The 17024-nt window shown below is 60.2% G+C and carries 15 protein-coding genes; 9 read left to right on the top strand and 6 right to left on the bottom strand.

Features of this window, described 5'->3' with window-relative positions; translation table 11 throughout:
- Positions 1–441: a MarR family winged helix-turn-helix transcriptional regulator gene (locus K3759_RS00250; RefSeq protein ID WP_067627893.1), complete on the top strand. Its 441-nt coding sequence runs from the start codon at positions 1–3 to the stop codon at positions 439–441.
- On the opposite strand, the gene ubiG is transcribed toward K3759_RS00250, so the two are convergent.
- Positions 416–1174 (bottom strand): bifunctional 2-polyprenyl-6-hydroxyphenol methylase/3-demethylubiquinol 3-O-methyltransferase UbiG, encoded by a 759-nt coding sequence (gene ubiG / locus K3759_RS00245; RefSeq protein WP_259983519.1) that lies wholly within the window; start codon positions 1172–1174, stop codon positions 416–418. The two genes, K3759_RS00250 and ubiG, sit on opposite strands and share 26 nt — an antisense overlap.
- 48 nt (positions 1175–1222) lie before the next feature.
- Between ubiG and pip the strand changes: the two genes are divergently transcribed.
- From pip to infB, 6 genes are all read left to right on the top strand, one after another.
- Entirely contained in the window at positions 1223–2194 is a 972-nt protein-coding gene (gene pip, locus K3759_RS00240; RefSeq protein WP_259983517.1) for a prolyl aminopeptidase, read from the top strand.
- Positions 2191–3054 (top strand): ABC transporter substrate-binding protein, encoded by an 864-nt coding sequence (locus tag K3759_RS00235; protein ID WP_259983515.1) that lies wholly within the window; start codon positions 2191–2193, stop codon positions 3052–3054. Before pip ends, K3759_RS00235 begins: the two co-directional genes overlap by 4 nt.
- Positions 3055–3206: 152 nt before the next feature.
- On the top strand, positions 3207–3785 hold the full coding sequence (rimP, locus tag K3759_RS00230) for a ribosome maturation factor RimP (RefSeq protein WP_243261793.1): 579 nt from the start codon (positions 3207–3209) through the stop codon (positions 3783–3785).
- Positions 3785–5413 carry a transcription termination factor NusA gene (gene nusA, locus K3759_RS00225; protein WP_259983513.1) on the top strand — a complete coding sequence of 543 codons (1629 nt, stop codon included), beginning with the start codon at positions 3785–3787 and terminating at the stop codon, positions 5411–5413. The genes rimP and nusA overlap by 1 nt, the downstream gene beginning before the upstream one ends.
- Positions 5414–5434: 21 nt before the next feature.
- On the top strand, positions 5435–6055 hold the full coding sequence (locus tag K3759_RS00220; protein WP_259983512.1) for an RNA-binding protein: 621 nt from the start codon (positions 5435–5437) through the stop codon (positions 6053–6055).
- Between the two features lie 9 nt (positions 6056–6064).
- On the top strand, positions 6065–8533 hold the full coding sequence (infB, locus tag K3759_RS00215; protein ID WP_259983510.1) for a translation initiation factor IF-2: 2469 nt from the start codon (positions 6065–6067) through the stop codon (positions 8531–8533).
- A 9-nt stretch (positions 8534–8542) separates the two neighbouring features.
- Here infB and K3759_RS00210 read toward each other — a convergent pair whose 3' ends face one another.
- The 5 genes from K3759_RS00210 to K3759_RS00190 form a co-directional block, all read right to left on the bottom strand.
- On the bottom strand, positions 8543–9349 hold the full coding sequence (locus K3759_RS00210; protein WP_259983509.1) for a metallophosphoesterase: 807 nt from the start codon (positions 9347–9349) through the stop codon (positions 8543–8545).
- Positions 9346–10263 carry a diacylglycerol kinase family protein gene (locus K3759_RS00205; RefSeq protein ID WP_259983508.1) on the bottom strand — a complete coding sequence of 306 codons (918 nt, stop codon included), beginning with the start codon at positions 10261–10263 and terminating at the stop codon, positions 9346–9348. The genes K3759_RS00210 and K3759_RS00205 overlap by 4 nt, the downstream gene beginning before the upstream one ends.
- Positions 10264–10583: 320 nt before the next feature.
- The gene (mutT, locus tag K3759_RS00200) at positions 10584–10982 is read right to left on the bottom strand and encodes an 8-oxo-dGTP diphosphatase MutT (protein WP_259983506.1); all 399 of its coding nucleotides are present in this window, start codon (positions 10980–10982) and stop codon (positions 10584–10586) included.
- Between the two features lie 4 nt (positions 10983–10986).
- Positions 10987–12213: a bifunctional glutamate N-acetyltransferase/amino-acid acetyltransferase ArgJ gene (gene argJ, locus K3759_RS00195; RefSeq protein WP_259983505.1), complete on the bottom strand. Its 1227-nt coding sequence runs from the start codon at positions 12211–12213 to the stop codon at positions 10987–10989.
- Between the two features lie 3 nt (positions 12214–12216).
- Positions 12217–13065 (bottom strand): peptidylprolyl isomerase, encoded by an 849-nt coding sequence (locus K3759_RS00190; protein WP_259983504.1) that lies wholly within the window; start codon positions 13063–13065, stop codon positions 12217–12219.
- Between the two features lie 173 nt (positions 13066–13238).
- On the opposite strand from K3759_RS00190, the gene secA reads away from it, so the two are divergent.
- Together secA and K3759_RS00180 are read left to right on the top strand one after the other, a co-directional pair.
- Positions 13239–15941 carry a preprotein translocase subunit SecA gene (secA, locus tag K3759_RS00185; RefSeq protein ID WP_259983503.1) on the top strand — a complete coding sequence of 901 codons (2703 nt, stop codon included), beginning with the start codon at positions 13239–13241 and terminating at the stop codon, positions 15939–15941.
- Positions 15942–16042: 101 nt separating this feature from the next.
- Entirely contained in the window at positions 16043–17014 is a 972-nt protein-coding gene (locus tag K3759_RS00180) for a hypothetical protein (RefSeq protein WP_259983502.1), read from the top strand.
- The last annotated feature ends 10 nt before the right edge of the window (positions 17015–17024 follow it).

Here is a 17024-nt window from a genome sequence, read left to right as displayed (position 1 = left end):
ATGACCGACGATAAAAACACACTTGCGATCATGCTGTTCGGTGAATTGCTGGCCGCCGATCAACAGGTGCGCAGTCGCCTCACGCGGGTTCTTCCGCGCGGGATGGAGATCTCGCACTTTTCGGTGCTGAACTCCCTGTCGTGGCACGGCGGAGAACGCTCGCCCGCGCAACTGGCAGAGACCTTCAACGTCACGCGCGGGGCGATGACCAACACGCTGAGCAAGCTGGAATGGGCCGGTTATGTCCATATCCGCCCCGATTGGGATGACGCGCGGCGCAAGATGGTCGCGATCAGCCCTGCCGGGCGACAAGCGCGGGATGCAGCGGTGAACGCGATCACGCCGATGATTTCCAACGTGGTGGATGATCTGGGCGAAGAGCAGGTCCGCGCCACGCTGCCGATCCTGCGCGCGCTCAGGCGTCAGTTGAGCCAGGGTTGAGGCTGGCCGTAACGTAGTTCACGCTCAGATCCCGATCCGACAGACGCCAAGACCATGCGACGGGATTAAAGACGAAACCCTTGCGGTCAACAGGCTCCAATCCGGCGCGGTTCAGCAGGTCAAAAAGTTCATCCGGTGTGATGAACTTGTTCCAGTCATGCGTGCCCTTGGGCAGCCAGCGCATCACATGCTCTGCCCCGACAATCGCCATCATAAAGGACTTCGGATTGCGGTTCAGCGTTGAGCAGATGTGCAGCCCGCCGGGTTTCAGCAAACGGCGACAAGCCGTCAGATAGTCGATGGGCGAGGCGACATGCTCAACGACCTCCATGTTCAGAACGACATTAAATTTTTCACCCGCTTCCGCCAAGGCTTCGGCTGTGGTGTGGCGATAATCGATGTCCAACCCCGACTGATGGGCATGCACCTGCGCAACCGGGATATTACCCGCAGCCGCATCAGCGCCCACGACGTCGGCTCCAAGCCGCGCCATGGGTTCAGATAGCAGCCCGCCACCGCAGCCGATGTCGAGGATGCGCAGACCTTCAAAGGGGGTGGGAGAAGTCAAATCGCGGTCAAACTCCCCGGCGATCTGATTGGTGATATAGTCCAACCGGCAAGGGTTCAGCATGTGCAGCGGCTTGAACTTGCCGTTCAGATCCCACCATTCAGCGGCCATCGCCTCGAATTTGGCGATCTCGGCGGGGTCGATGGTTGATTGATCCGCTTGCATTCTGATCTCCCTGTGCTCTTTTGGGTTCAATGACTATATAGGGCGGCAATGGACAAGTATCCCGACCAAAAACGCGACGCAGCGCATCTTTATCCGCCGGTTGAGCCTTTCGACCAGCGGATGTTGTCTGTGGGGCAGGGACATCAGGTCTATGTCGAACAATGCGGCAACCCCGATGGTATCCCCGTTGTCGTGCTCCATGGCGGCCCCGGCGGCGGCTGTAGCCCGGCGATGCGGCGGTATTTCGACCCAAAGGTGTACCGGGTGGTGCTGTTCGACCAGCGCGGCTGCGGGCGCTCCACCCCGCATGCGTCGGTTACGGACAACACGACATGGCATTTGGTCGCGGATATCGAGCTGATTCGCAGCACACTGGGTATCGACAAATGGATGGTTTTTGGCGGTTCTTGGGGGGCGACGCTGGCGCTGATTTATGCGCAAGCGCATCCAGAAGCGGTGCGTCATCTGATCCTGCGCGGCGTGTTCCTGATGACGCAGGCCGAGCTTGATTGGTTCTACGGCGGCGGGGCCGGGCGGTTCTGGCCCGAGCTTTGGGCGCGCTTTGTGAACCTGATCCCCGAAGACGAGCGCGACGATCTCATTGCGGCCTATCACCGGCGGCTGTTCTCGGGCGATCTGCGGGTCGAGCAGGACTATGGCCGCGCATGGGCCGCTTGGGAAAACGCGCTGGCGTCGGTGCATTCCGATGGCGTTTCGCATGGCGGTCCTTCGGCCTATGCGCGGGCGTTCTCGCGGTTGGAGAACCATTACTTCACCAACAATGGTTTTCTGGAATTCGACGGTCAGATCCTCGAACATATGGGGCGCATCGCGCATATTCCGGGCGTCATCGTACAGGGACGTTACGACATGATCTGCCCGCCTGCCGGTGCCTATGCGCTGGCTGAACGCTGGCCCAATGCCGATCTGCGGATGATCCGCAACGCAGGCCACGCGCTGTCAGAGCCGGGGATCAGCGCGGAACTTGTGCGCACGATGGATAGGATTGGTCAGCGATGAGTGGGCGTAACTCTCTGCTGGATCGCCGGGCGCTTTTTACCACCGGTGCGGCGGCCGCTCTGTTGGCCGCGACGGGGGCAAGTGCAGGCGAGCCGCCGCGCCGAGGTGGGCGGCTGCGGCTGGCGCTTTCAGGAGCGACGCGTCAGGACGATTGGCTGAAGGGTGACGGGCTTTTCATGCAGGTCGCGCGGCAAGGGCTGATCTTCGACACGCTGACCGAAGTGGCGGGCAACGGCATCCTGAAAGGGGAGTTGGCGACCGGCTGGCAAGCGAGCGAGGGTGCGCGACAGTGGCGGTTTGATCTCCGGCCCGATGTGCGGTTTCACGACGGCAGCCCGCTAACCGCAAACGATGTGGTAGCCACTCTGCAAAGGGTACTGCCTCAAACTGAGATTTCCGCGCGGGGTGCCCTGCATGTGCAGATCACCCTGCCCCAAGCGAATCCCGGTCTGCCGCTGTTGCTGTCCGAACCGCGCTATGTGATCCGCCCCGCCCATGCCCCTGAGGCGGGGATCGGCACCGGGCTTTACCGTCTGCGGCGCTTTTCCGCCGGGCGTCAGGTTTTGGCCGAGCGGGTAGAGACGCATTACAAAGACGGCATCGCCGGATGGTTCGATACGGTCGAGCTTGTCTCGATCCCGGCGCGGGAGGTGCGCGCGCAGGCATTGAGCGAAAGGCTTGTTGATGCAGCGGATTTGCCCGCCCGCCCGCGCTATCGCGAACGGGGCGATGTGACGCTTCAGACCGACAGTGCCGGTGGGGTCAGCGCCCTGTCGGGCGATCTGCGCCAGCCCCCCAACCCCGGACGCCAAGCGCCGATGGATAACCTGCGTGCGCCCGAGCGCTGGTGGTTCGGCTGACGGGGGTTGCAGTTTCGCGGCATTCGGCCTATATCCCCTCTCAACAGCGGCGCTTTCGGGTCCAAACCGAAGGCTCCACCGATCTTGAACACGGGCCGCGCGCCCGTTTTTTTATGCCTGAACGAAACTGCCTGATTTAAATTGGATGTCTCATGTCGAACGACCTGATTGCCAAAGCCGCCATTGACCGCCGTCTGGCCGAGATCATCACCCCTGTGATCGAGGACATGGGTTTTGAATTGGTGCGCGTCCGCCTGATGTCGGGCAAGTCCACGATCCTGCAAGTCATGGCCGACCGGCCTGATGGCGGGATCGAAGTGGATGAATGCGCCAAGATTTCTCAGGCAATCGGCGCGGTTCTGGATGTCGAAGATCCGATCCTTGACGAATACGCGCTTGAGGTTTCAAGCCCCGGCATCGATCGTCCGCTGACGCGGCTCAAAGATTTTGATGCGTTCGAGGGCTATGAGGCCAAGATCGAAACAACCGAGCTGATCGACGGCCGCCGCCGCTTTAAGGGCGAGTTGGCAGGCGTCGAAGGTGGAGAAGTGCTGATCAACGTCGAAGAAGGCACCATTGGCCTGCAGTTCGACTGGCTGAGTGACGCGAAGCTGGTCCTGACCGACGACCTGATCAAAGAAATGCTCCGCCAGCGCAAGGCGTCTGGTGCGATCGACGAAACCGATTTTGATGATATCGAGACTGAAGAGTCTGCTGAGGGAGACACCTAATGGCCATTACATCTGCAAACCAGCTTGAGCTGTTGCAAACCGCCGAGGCGGTGGCGCGCGAAAAGATGATCGACCCCGGTCTGGTCGTCGAAGCGATGGAGGAATCCCTCGCCCGTGCCGCCAAGTCCCGCTACGGCGCCGAGATGGACATCCGGGTCGACATCGACCGCAAGACCGGCAAGGCCACCTTCACCCGCGTTCGCACCGTGGTCGAGGACGAAGAGCTTGAGAACTATCAGGCTGAGTTCACCGTCGATCAGGCCAAGCAATACATGGCCGACCCCAAGGTGGGCGACACCTACGTCGAAGAAGTCCCCCCGGTTGAGATGGGCCGGATCGCGGCGCAATCGGCCAAGCAGGTGATTTTGCAGAAGGTCCGCGAAGCTGAGCGTGACCGTCAGTACGAAGAATTCAAAGACCGCGCAGGCACGATCATCAACGGTCTGGTCAAGCGCGAAGAGTATGGCAACGTCATCGTCGATGTGGGTGCTGGCGAAGCGATCCTGCGCCGCAACGAGAAGATTGGCCGCGAAAGCTATCGCCCGAACGACCGTATCCGCGTCTACATCAAAGACGTGCGCCGCGAGCAGCGCGGCCCGCAGATTTTCCTGAGCCGCACCGCGCCTGAATTCATGGCCGAGCTGTTCAAAATGGAAGTGCCGGAAATCTATGACGGTATCATCGAGATCAAGGCCGTGGCCCGTGATCCGGGTTCGCGCGCCAAGATTGCCGTGATCTCCTATGACGGCTCCATCGACCCCGTCGGTGCCTGCGTTGGTATGCGCGGCTCCCGCGTGCAGGCCGTCGTGAACGAGCTTCAGGGTGAGAAGATCGACATCATTCCATGGAATGAAGACCAGCCCACGTTCCTTGTAAACGCGCTGCAGCCCGCGGAAGTGTCGAAAGTGGTTCTCGACGAAGAAGCCGGCAAGATCGAAGTGGTCGTGCCCGAAGAGCAGCTGTCGCTCGCCATTGGCCGCCGTGGTCAGAACGTGCGTCTGGCCAGCCAGCTGACCGGTCTCGATATCGACATCATGACCGAAGAGCAGGAAAGCCAGCGCCGTCAGGCCGAGTTTGAACTGCGTACCAAGCTGTTCATGGACAACCTCGATCTGGACGAATTCTTCGCCCAGCTTCTGGTTTCCGAAGGCTTCACCAACCTCGAAGAAGTGGCCTACGTCGAAGTCGACGAGCTGCTGGTCATCGATGGTGTCGACGAAGACACCGCAGGCGAATTGCAGGCCCGCGCCCGTGATGTGCTGGAAGCGCAGAACAAAGCGGCGCTTGATAATGCCCGTGCGCTTGGTGTCGAAGATAGTCTGGTTGAATTTGAGGGTCTGACCTCCCAAATGTTAGAAGCGCTGGCCAAGGACGACGTGAAGACCTTGGAAGATTTCGCCACCTGTGCCGATTGGGAACTGGCTGGCGGCTGGACCACGGTCAACGGCGAACGCGTTAAGGACGACGGTGCGCTTGAGCCCTTCGAGGTGAGCCTCGAAGATGCGCAGGCCATGATCATGACCGCCCGTGTTATGCTGGGCTGGGTCGACCCGACCGAGCTTGAGAGTGATGCGGACGAAGGCGACGCAGAAACAGACGGCGATAACGCCGAGGAGGCCGAGGCCTAAGTCGGGCCTCGGGGGTTGCACATGGGACGCGGTGGCGCCTCGAAAGACCGCTCTGACGGTGCAGAACGCAAGTGCATTGCCACGGGCGAAGTGCAACCAAAACACGGGCTGATCCGTTTTGTGATCGGCCCGGACAATCAGGTTTACCCGGATATTCTGGGTAAACTGCCGGGCCGGGGCATCTATGTCGCGGCGGATCGTGCCGCGCTGGAACTTGCGGTCAAGAAAAAGGCCTTCTCCCGGTCGGCGAAACAGCCGGTCACGCTGCCTGAAGGGTTGATCGACGAAGTCGAACAGCAGTTGGCGCGCCGGGTGGTGGACTTGATCTCGCTCCAGCGGAAAGCGGGCAAGGCGGTCGCCGGCTATGAAAAGGTCAAGGGTTGGCTGCAATCCGAAGAGGCCGAAGTATTGATACAGGCCGTAGATGGGTCAGGGCGCGGAAAGTCCAAGCTGAGCACCCCACACTATGGTCATTACATCGGCTGGTTGACAGCGGATGAATTGGGTTTGGCATTCGGTCGCCAAACTGTGATACATGGGGCGCTCGCCTCTGGTGGACTCACGCAACGTGTTGTAGAGGAAGCCGGTAGACTTAAAGGCGTGCGCGTAAACGAGGGTGGCAACGGCCATCCGAAAGGATAGACGAGCTTCATGAGCGATAGTGACGGCAAAAAAACATTGGGTCTGCGCGGCGGCGCGCGTCCGGGGAATGTAAAGCAAAGCTTTAGCCACGGGCGTACCAAAAACGTTGTGGTCGAAACCAAGCGCAAGCGTGTTGTGGTGCCCAAGCCGGGTGGCCAGAAACCAACCGGGCCGGGTGCCGGGCCGATTGGGGATCCCAAGAAACGTCCCGCAGGCATCACCGATGCCGAGATGGAGCGTCGTCTGAAGGCTGTTCAGGCTGCCAAAGCCCGTGAGGTCGAGGAAGCAGCAGCACGTGAGGCCGAAGAAAAGGCCCGCGCCGAAGAGCGCGAGCGCCGCCGGGCCGAGATCGAAGCCAAGGAACGCGAAGAGCGTGAGCGCGAAGAAAGCCTCAAGGCGAAAGCCGAGGAGGACGCGCGCCGCAAAGCAGAGGCTGAAGCCGCCGCTGCCGCTCCTGCCCCAGAACCTGCCGCCGCGCGCGAGCCGGGCAACAAGCCTATGCCCGCCGCAACGCCGCGCAAGACGACAGAGCGCGACCGCGACGAGACCAAGAAGCGCAGCAAAGGTGGCGACAGCCGCCGTTCTGGCAAGCTGACCGTGAACCAGGCTCTCACCGGTGGTGAGGGTGGCCGTCAGCGTTCGATGGCGCAGATGAAGCGTAAGCAAGAGCGGGCGCGCCAGAAAGCCATGGGTGGTCAGGTTGAGCGCGAAAAGATCGTGCGCAACGTCAATCTGCCCCCGGCGATTGTTGTGTCCGAGCTTGCCAACCGTATGGCCGAGAAAACCGGCGCCGTTGTGAAGGCGCTGATGCAGAACGGCATGATGGTCACGCAGAACGAATCCATTGATGCGGACACTGCGGAACTCATCATCGAAGAGTTCGGCCACAAGGTTGTGCGCGTCAGCGACTCTGATGTTGAAGACGTCATCAAAGAGATCGAAGACAAGCCCGAGGACCTGCAAGGTCGTCCGCCTGTCATCACGATCATGGGCCACGTTGACCACGGCAAGACGTCGTTGCTTGATGCGATCCGGAATGCAAAAGTGGTTGCTGGCGAAGCCGGTGGGATTACCCAGCACATCGGTGCCTATCAGGTCACGACCGACACTGGCGCGGTCTTGTCCTTCCTCGACACGCCCGGCCACGCGGCCTTTACCTCCATGCGTTCGCGCGGGGCTCAGGTAACGGATATTGTGGTTCTGGTGGTCGCGGCGGATGACGCCGTGATGCCGCAGACGATCGAAGCGATTGCCCATGCGAAAGCGGCCAAGGTGCCGATGATCGTGGCGATCAACAAGATCGATAAACCTGCCGCGAACCCCGATAAGGTCCGTACCGATCTGCTTCAGCATGAGGTTATCGTTGAGAAGATGTCCGGTGATGTGCAGGACGTCGAAGTGTCGGCGGCAACGGGCCAAGGTCTGGACGATCTGCTTGAAGCCATCGCGCTGCAGTCGGAAATCCTCGAACTCAAGGCGAACCCGAACCGGGCCGCTGTGGGTGCGGTGATCGAAGCGCAGCTTGACGTGGGCCGCGGCCCCGTGGCGACCGTGCTGGTACAAAACGGCACGTTGCGTCAGGGCGATATCTTTGTTGTGGGTGAGCAGTACGGTAAGGTCCGTGCGCTGATCAACGACCAAGGTGAGCGCGTCAAAGAAGCCGGGCCATCGGTCCCGGTCGAGGTGCTTGGCATCAACGGCACGCCAGAGGCCGGTGACGTATTGAACGTGACCGAAACCGAAGCGCAGGCCCGCGAGATTGCTGAATACCGCGCCAATGCTGCCAAGGACAAACGTGCCGCTGCCGGTGCTGCCACGACGCTGGAACAGCTCATGGCCAACGCCAAGGCGAACGAAGACGTCAGCGAGCTGCCGATTTTGGTCAAAGCCGACGTGCAGGGTTCTGCCGAAGCGATCGTTCAGGCGATGGAGAAAATCGGCAACGACGAAGTCCGTGTTCGGGTTCTGCACTCCGGTGTGGGCGCGATCACCGAGACGGATGTCGGCCTTGCCGAAGCCTCCGGCGCACCGATCATGGGCTTTAATGTCCGTGCCAATGCCTCGGCGCGGAACACGGCAAACCAGAAAGGTGTCGAAATCCGCTACTACTCGGTCATCTATGACCTTGTGGATGACGTCAAAGCGGCTGCAAGCGGCCTGCTCAGCGCCGAGATCAAAGAAAACTTCATTGGCTATGCCAACATTAAAGAAGTCTTCAAGGTCACCGGTGTGGGCAAAGTTGCGGGCTGTCTGGTCACCGAAGGCGTCGCCCGCCGCAGCGCCGGCGTGCGTCTGCTGCGCGACAACGTCGTGATCCACGAAGGTACGCTGAAAACACTCAAGCGCTTCAAGGACGAAGTGCCGGAGGTTCAGTCCGGGCAGGAATGCGGCATGGCATTCGAGAATTACGACGACATCCGCCCCGGCGATGTGATCGAGATTTTCGAGCGCGAAGAAGTGACACGCACCTTGACTTAAGCCGCGCGCTTACAAAACAAATTCTCCAGAGGCCCGGTCAAATTGCCGGGCCTCTGCTTTTGTAAAGGCCTTTTTACGGTCGTCAAAACTGATACGCGCAAGGTTAACGTGCAGCGGTGAGATATCGATCAGGTTGAAGTCATTCGGCTCCCCCCGCTGGCGCGAGGAGAGGCTGGTGCCTGCGTGCAGTTGGATTGCCAGGTGCCCGTCATGTTCCGGGGCTGGGTGGGCAAATGTGCCTGCGTGCCAGATGTGCAGGTGGCCCGATAGGATCAGGTCTGCACCGCAGTCCAGCAGGCGGCGCAGGGCGCGTCTGGCACCGGGAATGGGGCGCTTGTGCGTTTCCGTGGGGTGATCCAACGGGTGATGGCACACAGCGATGCGCAGGGTGTTATCTCCGCCGCCCGACAGGGCACGACAGGCGCGCCGCAGACGGCGAAGACCGAGCTTGCCGGTCTGCCATTTAAAGCGGTCCACCGTATTGATCCCAACCGCAATAAAATCCGCACCCTCATGAACCGGAGTCAGGTCACGATCAATCCAGCGGCGGTAATAGCGCCATGGCGTAAGGAAACGGGTGAAGGGACGGTGAAGCGGAATGTCATGATTGCCCGGCACGCTCAACACCGGCGCGTTGATCCGGTCGATAAATGCCCGCGCTGCGCGGTATTCCTTTTCGCGCGCGCGTTGGGTCAAATCACCCGAGATGATTACCAGATCGGGGTCAAAGGCGTTTACTGACTCAAGCAGCGGAGTCAGAAGATCGGGTCGGTCCTTGCCGAAATGCAGGTCGGATAGATGGATCAAACGGCTCATCTCACGGCCTCCTTTCCGGTTTCGGGCACGAATATACGCAGGGGCGGCGTGGCCCGGGTGAGGCGGTAGGGGCCTTCCATAACCGCGATCTCTCCGTCCCGCGCAACATAGCGCTTTCGCTGTTTCATGCGGATTTCGATCTCGGAACCGCAGAGCATTTCATAATCGGTATGGGGCTTGGCCATCCCTGTCGCTAAAGCCACAGCATGGCGCAGCAGGCCAAAGCGGTAGGTGTCTGGGGCGACCAGCAGCACCATGTCACCTCGGGCAATGCAGTCTTGCCCGTCGAGGCCCATCTGATCCAATTGGAATGCGTTGTTGACGGCAAAAACGAGCGGAGTGCGAAGTTTGGTCTCCTTCCCGTCGACCGCGATGGTCAGCTTGAGCGTCGTTCGAAAGCCCATTAACGCCTTGATCACCGACCAATAGGCGGCGACCCGGCTACGGCCCCAACGGCGGTAGATCCCCTCGCGTGTTTTGAGGATTGCTGGATAGGCGCCGATGCTCGCATTGTTGAGGAAGGTCTCGCCATTGATCGTCGCCACATGGACAGGACTGCTTTGACCCGAAGCGATAACGTCCACCGCGCCGTCAAGGTCTTCGGGGATGCCCATCGAGCGTGCGAAGTAGTTGAACGTGCCTTGCGGGATGATCCCGAGCGGCTGCTCTTGACCGACCATGGCTGAGGTCACCCCAGAGATCGTCCCATCTCCCCCGGCCACAGCGATAATCCCATCGCCCATAGACAGTGCCTGCCGCGCCGCAGTCGCCGGGTCGCCGCGTTTGTCGATGTGAATGAATTCTGCCGTGATCCCGTGCCGCGCAAAGGCGTTTCGGATCGTGCTTTCGGCTTGGTCACCGTCTTGACGGCCTGAACCGCGGTTCAGAATGACGATTGCGCGCTTCGGTGACATAAATTCCCCTGCCAAATGCTCGGGGAAAACGCGCCGGAACGCCTATTTGTTCATCTAAATAGGCGTTCCACGAAGATTTTTCAGACTGGCTTGCCCTCGAAAATCTTTCCGTCAACCTGAACGGCCATACGGCCGCCAGCCAACATCTTTACAAAAATACCCTGAACGTAAATGGAACTTCCGATTGTGATGGTTCTCAGCATGTCGGCACCCTTTCATACAGATATTACAACTGTGCCTCAGTATGCTGCGGCTGCGGTTAAATAATACGCAACATGCTGAGCGATTGTGGATAACTAGTGCTGTTTTGCCACTATATGCTAGAGCCAATCACGCAGGATTGATATGAGCGGCACGTCTGCCTCGGGCATCGGATAGGCGCGCATTTCGTTGGGACGGACCCATTTCAGGGTCTGCCCCTCGCGCGAAACCGGGGTGCCGCCCCATTTGCGACAGGCGAAAAGCGGCATCAGCAGGTGAAAATCACTGTAACTGTGGCTGGCGAAGGTCAGCGGGGCAAGACATGTTTCCCACGTCTCGATCCCCAACTCTTCGTGCAACTCCCGGATCAGCGCCGTTTCGGGCGTCTCACCGGGTTCAATCTTACCACCGGGAAATTCCCAGAGCCCCGCCATCGCCTTGCCTTCTGGCCGCTGCGCCAGAAGTACACGGCCATCTACGTCGATCAAAGCGGCGGCAGACACGAGCACTGTCTTCATCGGATCAGGACCGATAGTCGGCGTTAATGTCAATGTAGCCGTGGGTGAGGTCACAGGTCCAAACGGTGCAGCGGCCTTCGCCGAGACCTAGATCAACGCCGATGACGATGTTCTGGCCCTTCATATGGGCGGCCGCATCCTCTTCGGAATAGTCGGGGCTGCGCCAGCCGTCGCGGGCGACCTCCACATCGCCGAAGCGGATCGAGAGGCGGTCACGATCTGCCGCAGCGCCAGATTTCCCAATGGCCATCACAACGCGGCCCCAGTTCGGGTCTTGCCCGGCAATGGCGGTTTTGATCAGCGGAGAGTTCGCGATGGCCATGGCATGGACCTTGGCTTCGGTATCGTTCGAGGCACCGGTGACGGCCACTTCGACGAACTTCTGCGCGCCTTCGCCGTCTTTGACCACTTGATGCGCCAGATCAATCATCAGATCGCGCAGCGCCGCGTCGAAGTCTTCGTTCCCCGACACATCGACACCTGAGGCGCCTGTCGCGGCCATGATCAGCGCGTCAGAGGTGGAAGTGTCGCTGTCGACGGTGATGCAATTGAACGTCGTCTCTGTATGGGTCGAGAGACGCTGCTGCAACTCGTCCGTCGGGATGACCGCGTCGGTAAAGATATAAACCAGCATGGTCGCCATATCGGGGGCGATCATGCCCGACCCTTTGGCGATCCCTGCGATAGAGACGGTTTTGCCGTCGATCTCGACCGTCGCGCTGGCGCCTTTGGGGAAGGTGTCTGTCGTCATGATGGCCCGCGCGGCGTCTTCGATGCCCGCAGGGTCAAGTTTCGCGTGAAGGTCTCCCAATACGGCAGTGATGCGCTCATGTGGGAGGGGTTCGCCGATGACGCCGGTGGAGGAGGTGAAGACCCGCGATTGCGGCACACCGCAGGCTTCGGCAGCGGCGGCGGTGATCGCCTCAACCGCGTCGGTGCCGCCGCGCCCGGTAAAGGCGTTGGCATTGCCGGAGTTCACGACGATGGCGGCGCCCTCATCCGAGGCGCCGCCGATTTTTGCCTGGCAGTCCAGCACCGGGGCCGCGCGGGTGGCAGAGCGCGTAAACGCCCCCGCCACAGCGCTGCCCGGTGCCAGCTTCGCCAACATCACGTCGGTGCGGCCCTGATAGCGCACGCCAGCGGCGATGGTGGCAAAAGTCACGCCGTCGATGACCGGCAGTTCGGGAAAACGGGCCGGGGCGAGCGGCGAGACAGCCAGTGATTTAGCCATGAGTTAGTTCAGCCATTCGGTGTTTTTGAGGACAGTAGGGTCGATCCCCTCGGCGGCGCTGCGGTCGACCTCGGCGGCCTCGGTTATGCTTTCGATGGCTGTCTGTACTTTGGTCTGACGCACTTGGGTCTCAAGCTCTTCACGCACGTCTTCCAGCGCGGGCGCTTCGGCGGTGCGGGTCTCGTTCAGCTTGATCACATGCCAGCCAAACTGGGTTTCCACGGGATCAGACACGCTGCCGGCTTCCATGCCAGCCACGGCCTCTTCAAAGGCGGGCACCATCATTCCGGGGCCGAACCACCCCAAGGAACCGCCGCCGGGGCCGGAGGGGCCGGTCGATTTCTCTTTCGCTACTTCGGCGAAGTCCGCGCCGCCGTCGAGTTCAGACTTGATCGCGTCGGCTTCTTCCTTGGTTTCGACAAGGATATGCGAGGCGTTGAATTCCTGCTCAGGCTCGGCGTCTTTGTACTGCGCGTCATAGGCGGCTTGCAGTTCTTCGTCGCTGACATCTTCGGCCATTACGCCTTCAATCGCCTCACCAGCGGTGAGCGAACGGGTCTCGTTTTCGATCGACAGGGTCACGCGTGGCGGCAATTCGCCGGTAAAGCTGTCGGCAAGGGCTGTCTGCTGCACAAGCTGGTCAAGGATGCCTTTGAACAGCACGTCATCGGGCAATTGCTGGTACTGCTGGGGCAGGGTGGCACGCGCCACAAGCATATGCCCAAGCGTGATTTCGGTGTCGTTGACTGTGGCAACAACCGTGTCGACACCCGGTTCGTCTTGGGCGGCTACAGGCAGCGCCACAGCGGCGGCAAGCGCCAAAGACGACAGAAAAGTGAGGGGTTTTTGCATGGTTGGGTCCAATCGCTTCGTTCGTAGCAAGGCTGCTACATTGACAGTGTATGGCACGCCCCTTACATCGCCTTATGGCGCTGAGAGGCGCGAGCTCATCCACTATCTATGGGCTGCTATGGCGCTCGGCAAGCGGGTCGGCGCAAGACACCATAACTTCGGCGGGAGATTACATGCTGGGTATCGGAACAATCGCCAAAAAGGTCTTTGGCACGCCAAACGACCGGAAAATTAAGGCGACCCGTCCGCTTGTGGCACAGATTAACGCGCTGGAGCCTGAGTTTGAAAAGCTGAGCGATGATGAGATCAAGGTGCGCACCGCCGAGCTGGGCAAGCGCGCCGAAGCGGGCGAAAGCCTTGACGATCTGTTGCCCGAAGCCTTTGCAAACTGCCGCGAGGCTGCGCGCCGCACATTGGGTCTGCGCGCCTTTGACACGCAGCTTCTGGGCGGGATCTTCCTGCATCAGGGCAATATCGCGGAGCAAAAAACAGGTGAAGGCAAGACCCTGACCGCGACCTTTGCCGCCTATCTGAACGGGCTGACGCATAAGGGCGTGCATATCGTCACCGTCAACGAATACCTCGCCCAGCGTGACGCGGAGTGGATGGGCAAAGTCTTTGGCGCTTTGGGTTTGACCACTGGTGTTGCCTATTCCGGCATGCCCGAGGACCAGAAGCGCGCAGCCTATGCTTGCGATATCACCTACGCCACAAACAACGAGTTGGGCTTCGACTACCTGCGCGACAATATGAAGTCGAACCTGTCGGACATGCTGCAACGTGGGCATAACTTTGCCGTTGTGGATGAGGTCGACAGCATCCTGATCGACGAGGCGCGTACGCCGTTGATCATCTCCGGTCCCTCGCAGGACCGTTCTGAGATGTATCAGATCATCGACACGCTGATCCCCTCGTTGACCGAAGAGCATTACGAGCTCGACGAGAAGACCCGCAACGTCACTTTCACCGACGAGGGCAATGAGTTCCTCGAAGAGCAGTTGCGCGCCCGTGATCTGATCGAAGAGGGGATGACCCTTTATGATCCCGAAAGCACGACCATCGTGCACCACGTCAACCAAGGTCTGCGTGCGCATAAACTGTTCCAGCGCGACAAAGATTACATCGTCCGCGATGGCGCTGTGACGTTGATCGACGAATTCACCGGTCGCATGATGCCGGGCCGCCGCCTCTCGGACGGTCTGCACCAAGCAATTGAGGCCAAAGAGGGCGTCGATATCCAACCTGAGAACGTGACCCTCGCGTCGGTCACCTTCCAAAACTACTTCCGTCTTTACGACAAGCTGGGCGGTATGACCGGAACGGCCCTGACCGAAGCCGAGGAGTTTGCCGAGATCTACGGCCTTGGCGTGGTCGAAGTGCCAACCAACGTGCCGATTGCCCGTGTCGACGAAGACGATGCCGTCTACCGCACCGCGCGCGAGAAATACGAGGCGATGATCGAAAAGGTGAAAGAGGCCCATGCAAAGGGTCAGCCCTGCCTCGTCGGCACCACCTCGATCGAAAAGTCCGAACAGCTCAGCGCCATGCTGACCGCTGCCGGGATCGAGCATAACGTGCTCAACGCCCGCCAGCACGAGCAAGAGGCGCAGATCATTGCTGAGGCAGGCAAGCTCGGCGCCGTGACCATTGCCACCAACATGGCGGGCCGCGGCACCGACATTCAGTTGGGCGGTAACGTCGAGCTGAAAGTGTTGGATGCGCTGGACGCTGATCCCGAAGCGGATCCTGCCAACATCCGTGCCCAGATCGAGGCGCAGCACGCCGAGGAAAAACAGAAGGTGCTAGAGGCCGGTGGCCTTTATGTGCTGGCGTCTGAGCGTCACGAGAGCCGTCGGATCGACAATCAATTGAGGGGCCGTTCGGGCCGTCAGGGTGATCCGGGCCGCACTTCCTTCTTCCTGTCGCTTGAAGATGATTTGATGCGCATCTTCGGCTCTGAGCGGTTGGAGAAGGTGCTGACGACGCTAGGGCTGAAAGAAGGCGAGGCGATTGTGCACCCTTGGGTCAACAAGTCGCTGGAGCGTGCGCAGGCGAAGGTCGAGGGCCGTAACTTCGACATCCGCAAGCAGCTGCTGAAGTTCGACGACGTGATGAACGAGCAGCGCAAGGTGATCTTTGGCCAGCGCCGCGACATCATGGAGGCGCAAGATCTGAATGAGATCGTCACCGACATGCGCGAACAGGTGATCGACGATCTGATCGACACCTACATGCCGCCCAAGACCTATGCCGATCAGTGGGACACTCAAGGTTTCTATGCCGCGGTGATCGAACAGCTGAACGTCGACGTGCCGATCATTGCTTGGTGTGAAGAGGACGGCGTGGATGATGAAGTCATTCGTGAACGTCTGATGAAAGCCACGGATGAGCTGATGGCCAAAAAGGCCGAGGCCTTTGGCGAAGAGAACATGCGCAACATCGAAAAGCAACTGTTGTTGCAGGCCATCGACACCAAATGGCGCGACCATCTGCTGACGCTGGAACATCTGCGCTCGGTCGTGGGTTTCCGCAGCTACGCGCAACGTGATCCGTTGAACGAATATAAGAACGAAGCCTTCCAGCTTTTCGAGACGATGCTCGACAGTCTGCGGCAGGACGTGACCCAGAAACTGGGCCAAATCCAACCGATGAGCGAAGAGCAGCGCCGCGAGATGATGCAAGAAATGGCTGCCCGTCAGGCCGCCATGCAGGCCGCTGCGACAGAGGCTGCAGATGAGGCTTCAGAACAGGCAGAGGCCGCCGCACCCGGCTTTGATGAGAACGACCCCGCCACATGGGGCAACCCTGGCCGGAACGATCTCTGCCCCTGTGGCTCTGGCAAAAAGTTCAAACATTGCCACGGCGAAATCAAATAGGCCCGCCACCTTTTCGCCCATAACTTGGCTTTTCAGGGCCATACCCCGGCCCTGATCCCCGCTCATAAAGTCTCTAACGAATCCGTTGAAGGAGACTTGTCATGCGGCGCACTAAAGAAATTCTGACGGCTGTCGGCACTTTGGCCTGTGCCGTGGGTATTGGCTTTGTGATGCAAAGCTCTGACACGGCGCAGCAGCGCTATGGGGCGGCAGAAGCCGCGCGCCCCGTGGCCGACAACGGCGCATTGTTGGACGTTGAGGGCATCATCCTGACCTCCGCCGCACTCGACAGTCCCATCGCACTGCCGACACCGGACAATCAAGTGATCAAAGCCGCAGCCCCTCAAAGTCTGCCGCCCGCGCCAGACAGCCATAGTGCCACAATCCCCGCCGCCTGCGATATCGTCGCAGAGGCACAGGCCGTGGCCGCTGCAATGGTGAAAGTGACGCTGAATGCCGCTTGCCTGCCCAATGAGCGGCTGACCGTGCACCACAACGGGATGATCTTCACTGAAGTGACGGACGACAAGGGGCGGTTGAATGTCACCGTGCCCGCCTTGGCCGAAGAGGCTGTTTTCATTCTTGCCTTTGGCAATGGCGATGGTGCCGTGGCGCAAACCTCGGTTCCCGAATTGTCAGGGTTCAACCGTGTCGTGCTGCAATGGAAAGGCGCTGCGGGTTTTGAACTTCACGCCCGTGAGTTCGGCGCCGATTACGGGGACGCGGGCCATGTCTGGTCCGGCGCGCCGCGCGATATGACCGCGGCTGTGCTTGGCGAGGGTGGCTTCATGACGCGCAATGGCGACACCGACACTTCGGACCCTCTGATGGCAGAGGTCTATAGCTTCCCCGTGGCAGCAGCGGCGCAGGAGGGCGATGTCGCGCTCAGTGTTGAGGCAGAGGTCAGCGAGGCCAATTGCGGGCTTGAGATCGAAGCACAGGCGCTGGAATTGCGTGGCAGCGATCAGGTGAAAACCCAGAACCTGACCCTCGCCGTGCCGGACTGTGATGCGGTCGGCAACTTTCTGGTGTTGAATAATCTGCTCCAAGACCTGAAAGTCGCGCAGAACTGACGCAACCGGG

The organism is Sulfitobacter sp. W027 (assembly GCF_025143985.1).
GTDB lineage: Bacteria > Pseudomonadota > Alphaproteobacteria > Rhodobacterales > Rhodobacteraceae > Sulfitobacter.
Note: the sequence above shows the minus strand (reverse complement) of the source record. Positions and strands in the feature narration are given on the sequence as shown.

Excerpts from the sequence above, each read along its gene's own strand:
- K3759_RS00235 (WP_259983515.1), top strand. The coding sequence starts at position 2,191 with ATGAGTGGGCGTAACTCTCTGCTGGATCGCCGGGCGCTTTTTACCACC.
- mutT (WP_259983506.1), bottom strand. The coding sequence starts at position 10,982 with ATGAAGACAGTGCTCGTGTCTGCCGCCGCTTTGATCGACGTAGATGGC.
- infB (WP_259983510.1), top strand. The coding sequence starts at position 6,065 with ATGAGCGATAGTGACGGCAAAAAAACATTGGGTCTGCGCGGCGGCGCG.
- rimP (WP_243261793.1), top strand. The coding sequence starts at position 3,207 with ATGTCGAACGACCTGATTGCCAAAGCCGCCATTGACCGCCGTCTGGCC.
- pip (WP_259983517.1), top strand. The coding sequence starts at position 1,223 with ATGGACAAGTATCCCGACCAAAAACGCGACGCAGCGCATCTTTATCCG.
- K3759_RS00180 (WP_259983502.1), top strand. The coding sequence starts at position 16,043 with ATGCGGCGCACTAAAGAAATTCTGACGGCTGTCGGCACTTTGGCCTGT.
- argJ (WP_259983505.1), bottom strand. The coding sequence starts at position 12,213 with ATGGCTAAATCACTGGCTGTCTCGCCGCTCGCCCCGGCCCGTTTTCCC.
- K3759_RS00210 (WP_259983509.1), bottom strand. The coding sequence starts at position 9,349 with ATGAGCCGTTTGATCCATCTATCCGACCTGCATTTCGGCAAGGACCGA.
- nusA (WP_259983513.1), top strand. The coding sequence starts at position 3,785 with ATGGCCATTACATCTGCAAACCAGCTTGAGCTGTTGCAAACCGCCGAG.
- ubiG (WP_259983519.1), bottom strand. The coding sequence starts at position 1,174 with ATGCAAGCGGATCAATCAACCATCGACCCCGCCGAGATCGCCAAATTC.
- K3759_RS00220 (WP_259983512.1), top strand. The coding sequence starts at position 5,435 with ATGGGACGCGGTGGCGCCTCGAAAGACCGCTCTGACGGTGCAGAACGC.
- secA (WP_259983503.1), top strand. The coding sequence starts at position 13,239 with ATGCTGGGTATCGGAACAATCGCCAAAAAGGTCTTTGGCACGCCAAAC.
- K3759_RS00190 (WP_259983504.1), bottom strand. The coding sequence starts at position 13,065 with ATGCAAAAACCCCTCACTTTTCTGTCGTCTTTGGCGCTTGCCGCCGCT.
- K3759_RS00250 (WP_067627893.1), top strand. The coding sequence starts at position 1 with ATGACCGACGATAAAAACACACTTGCGATCATGCTGTTCGGTGAATTG.
- K3759_RS00205 (WP_259983508.1), bottom strand. The coding sequence starts at position 10,263 with ATGTCACCGAAGCGCGCAATCGTCATTCTGAACCGCGGTTCAGGCCGT.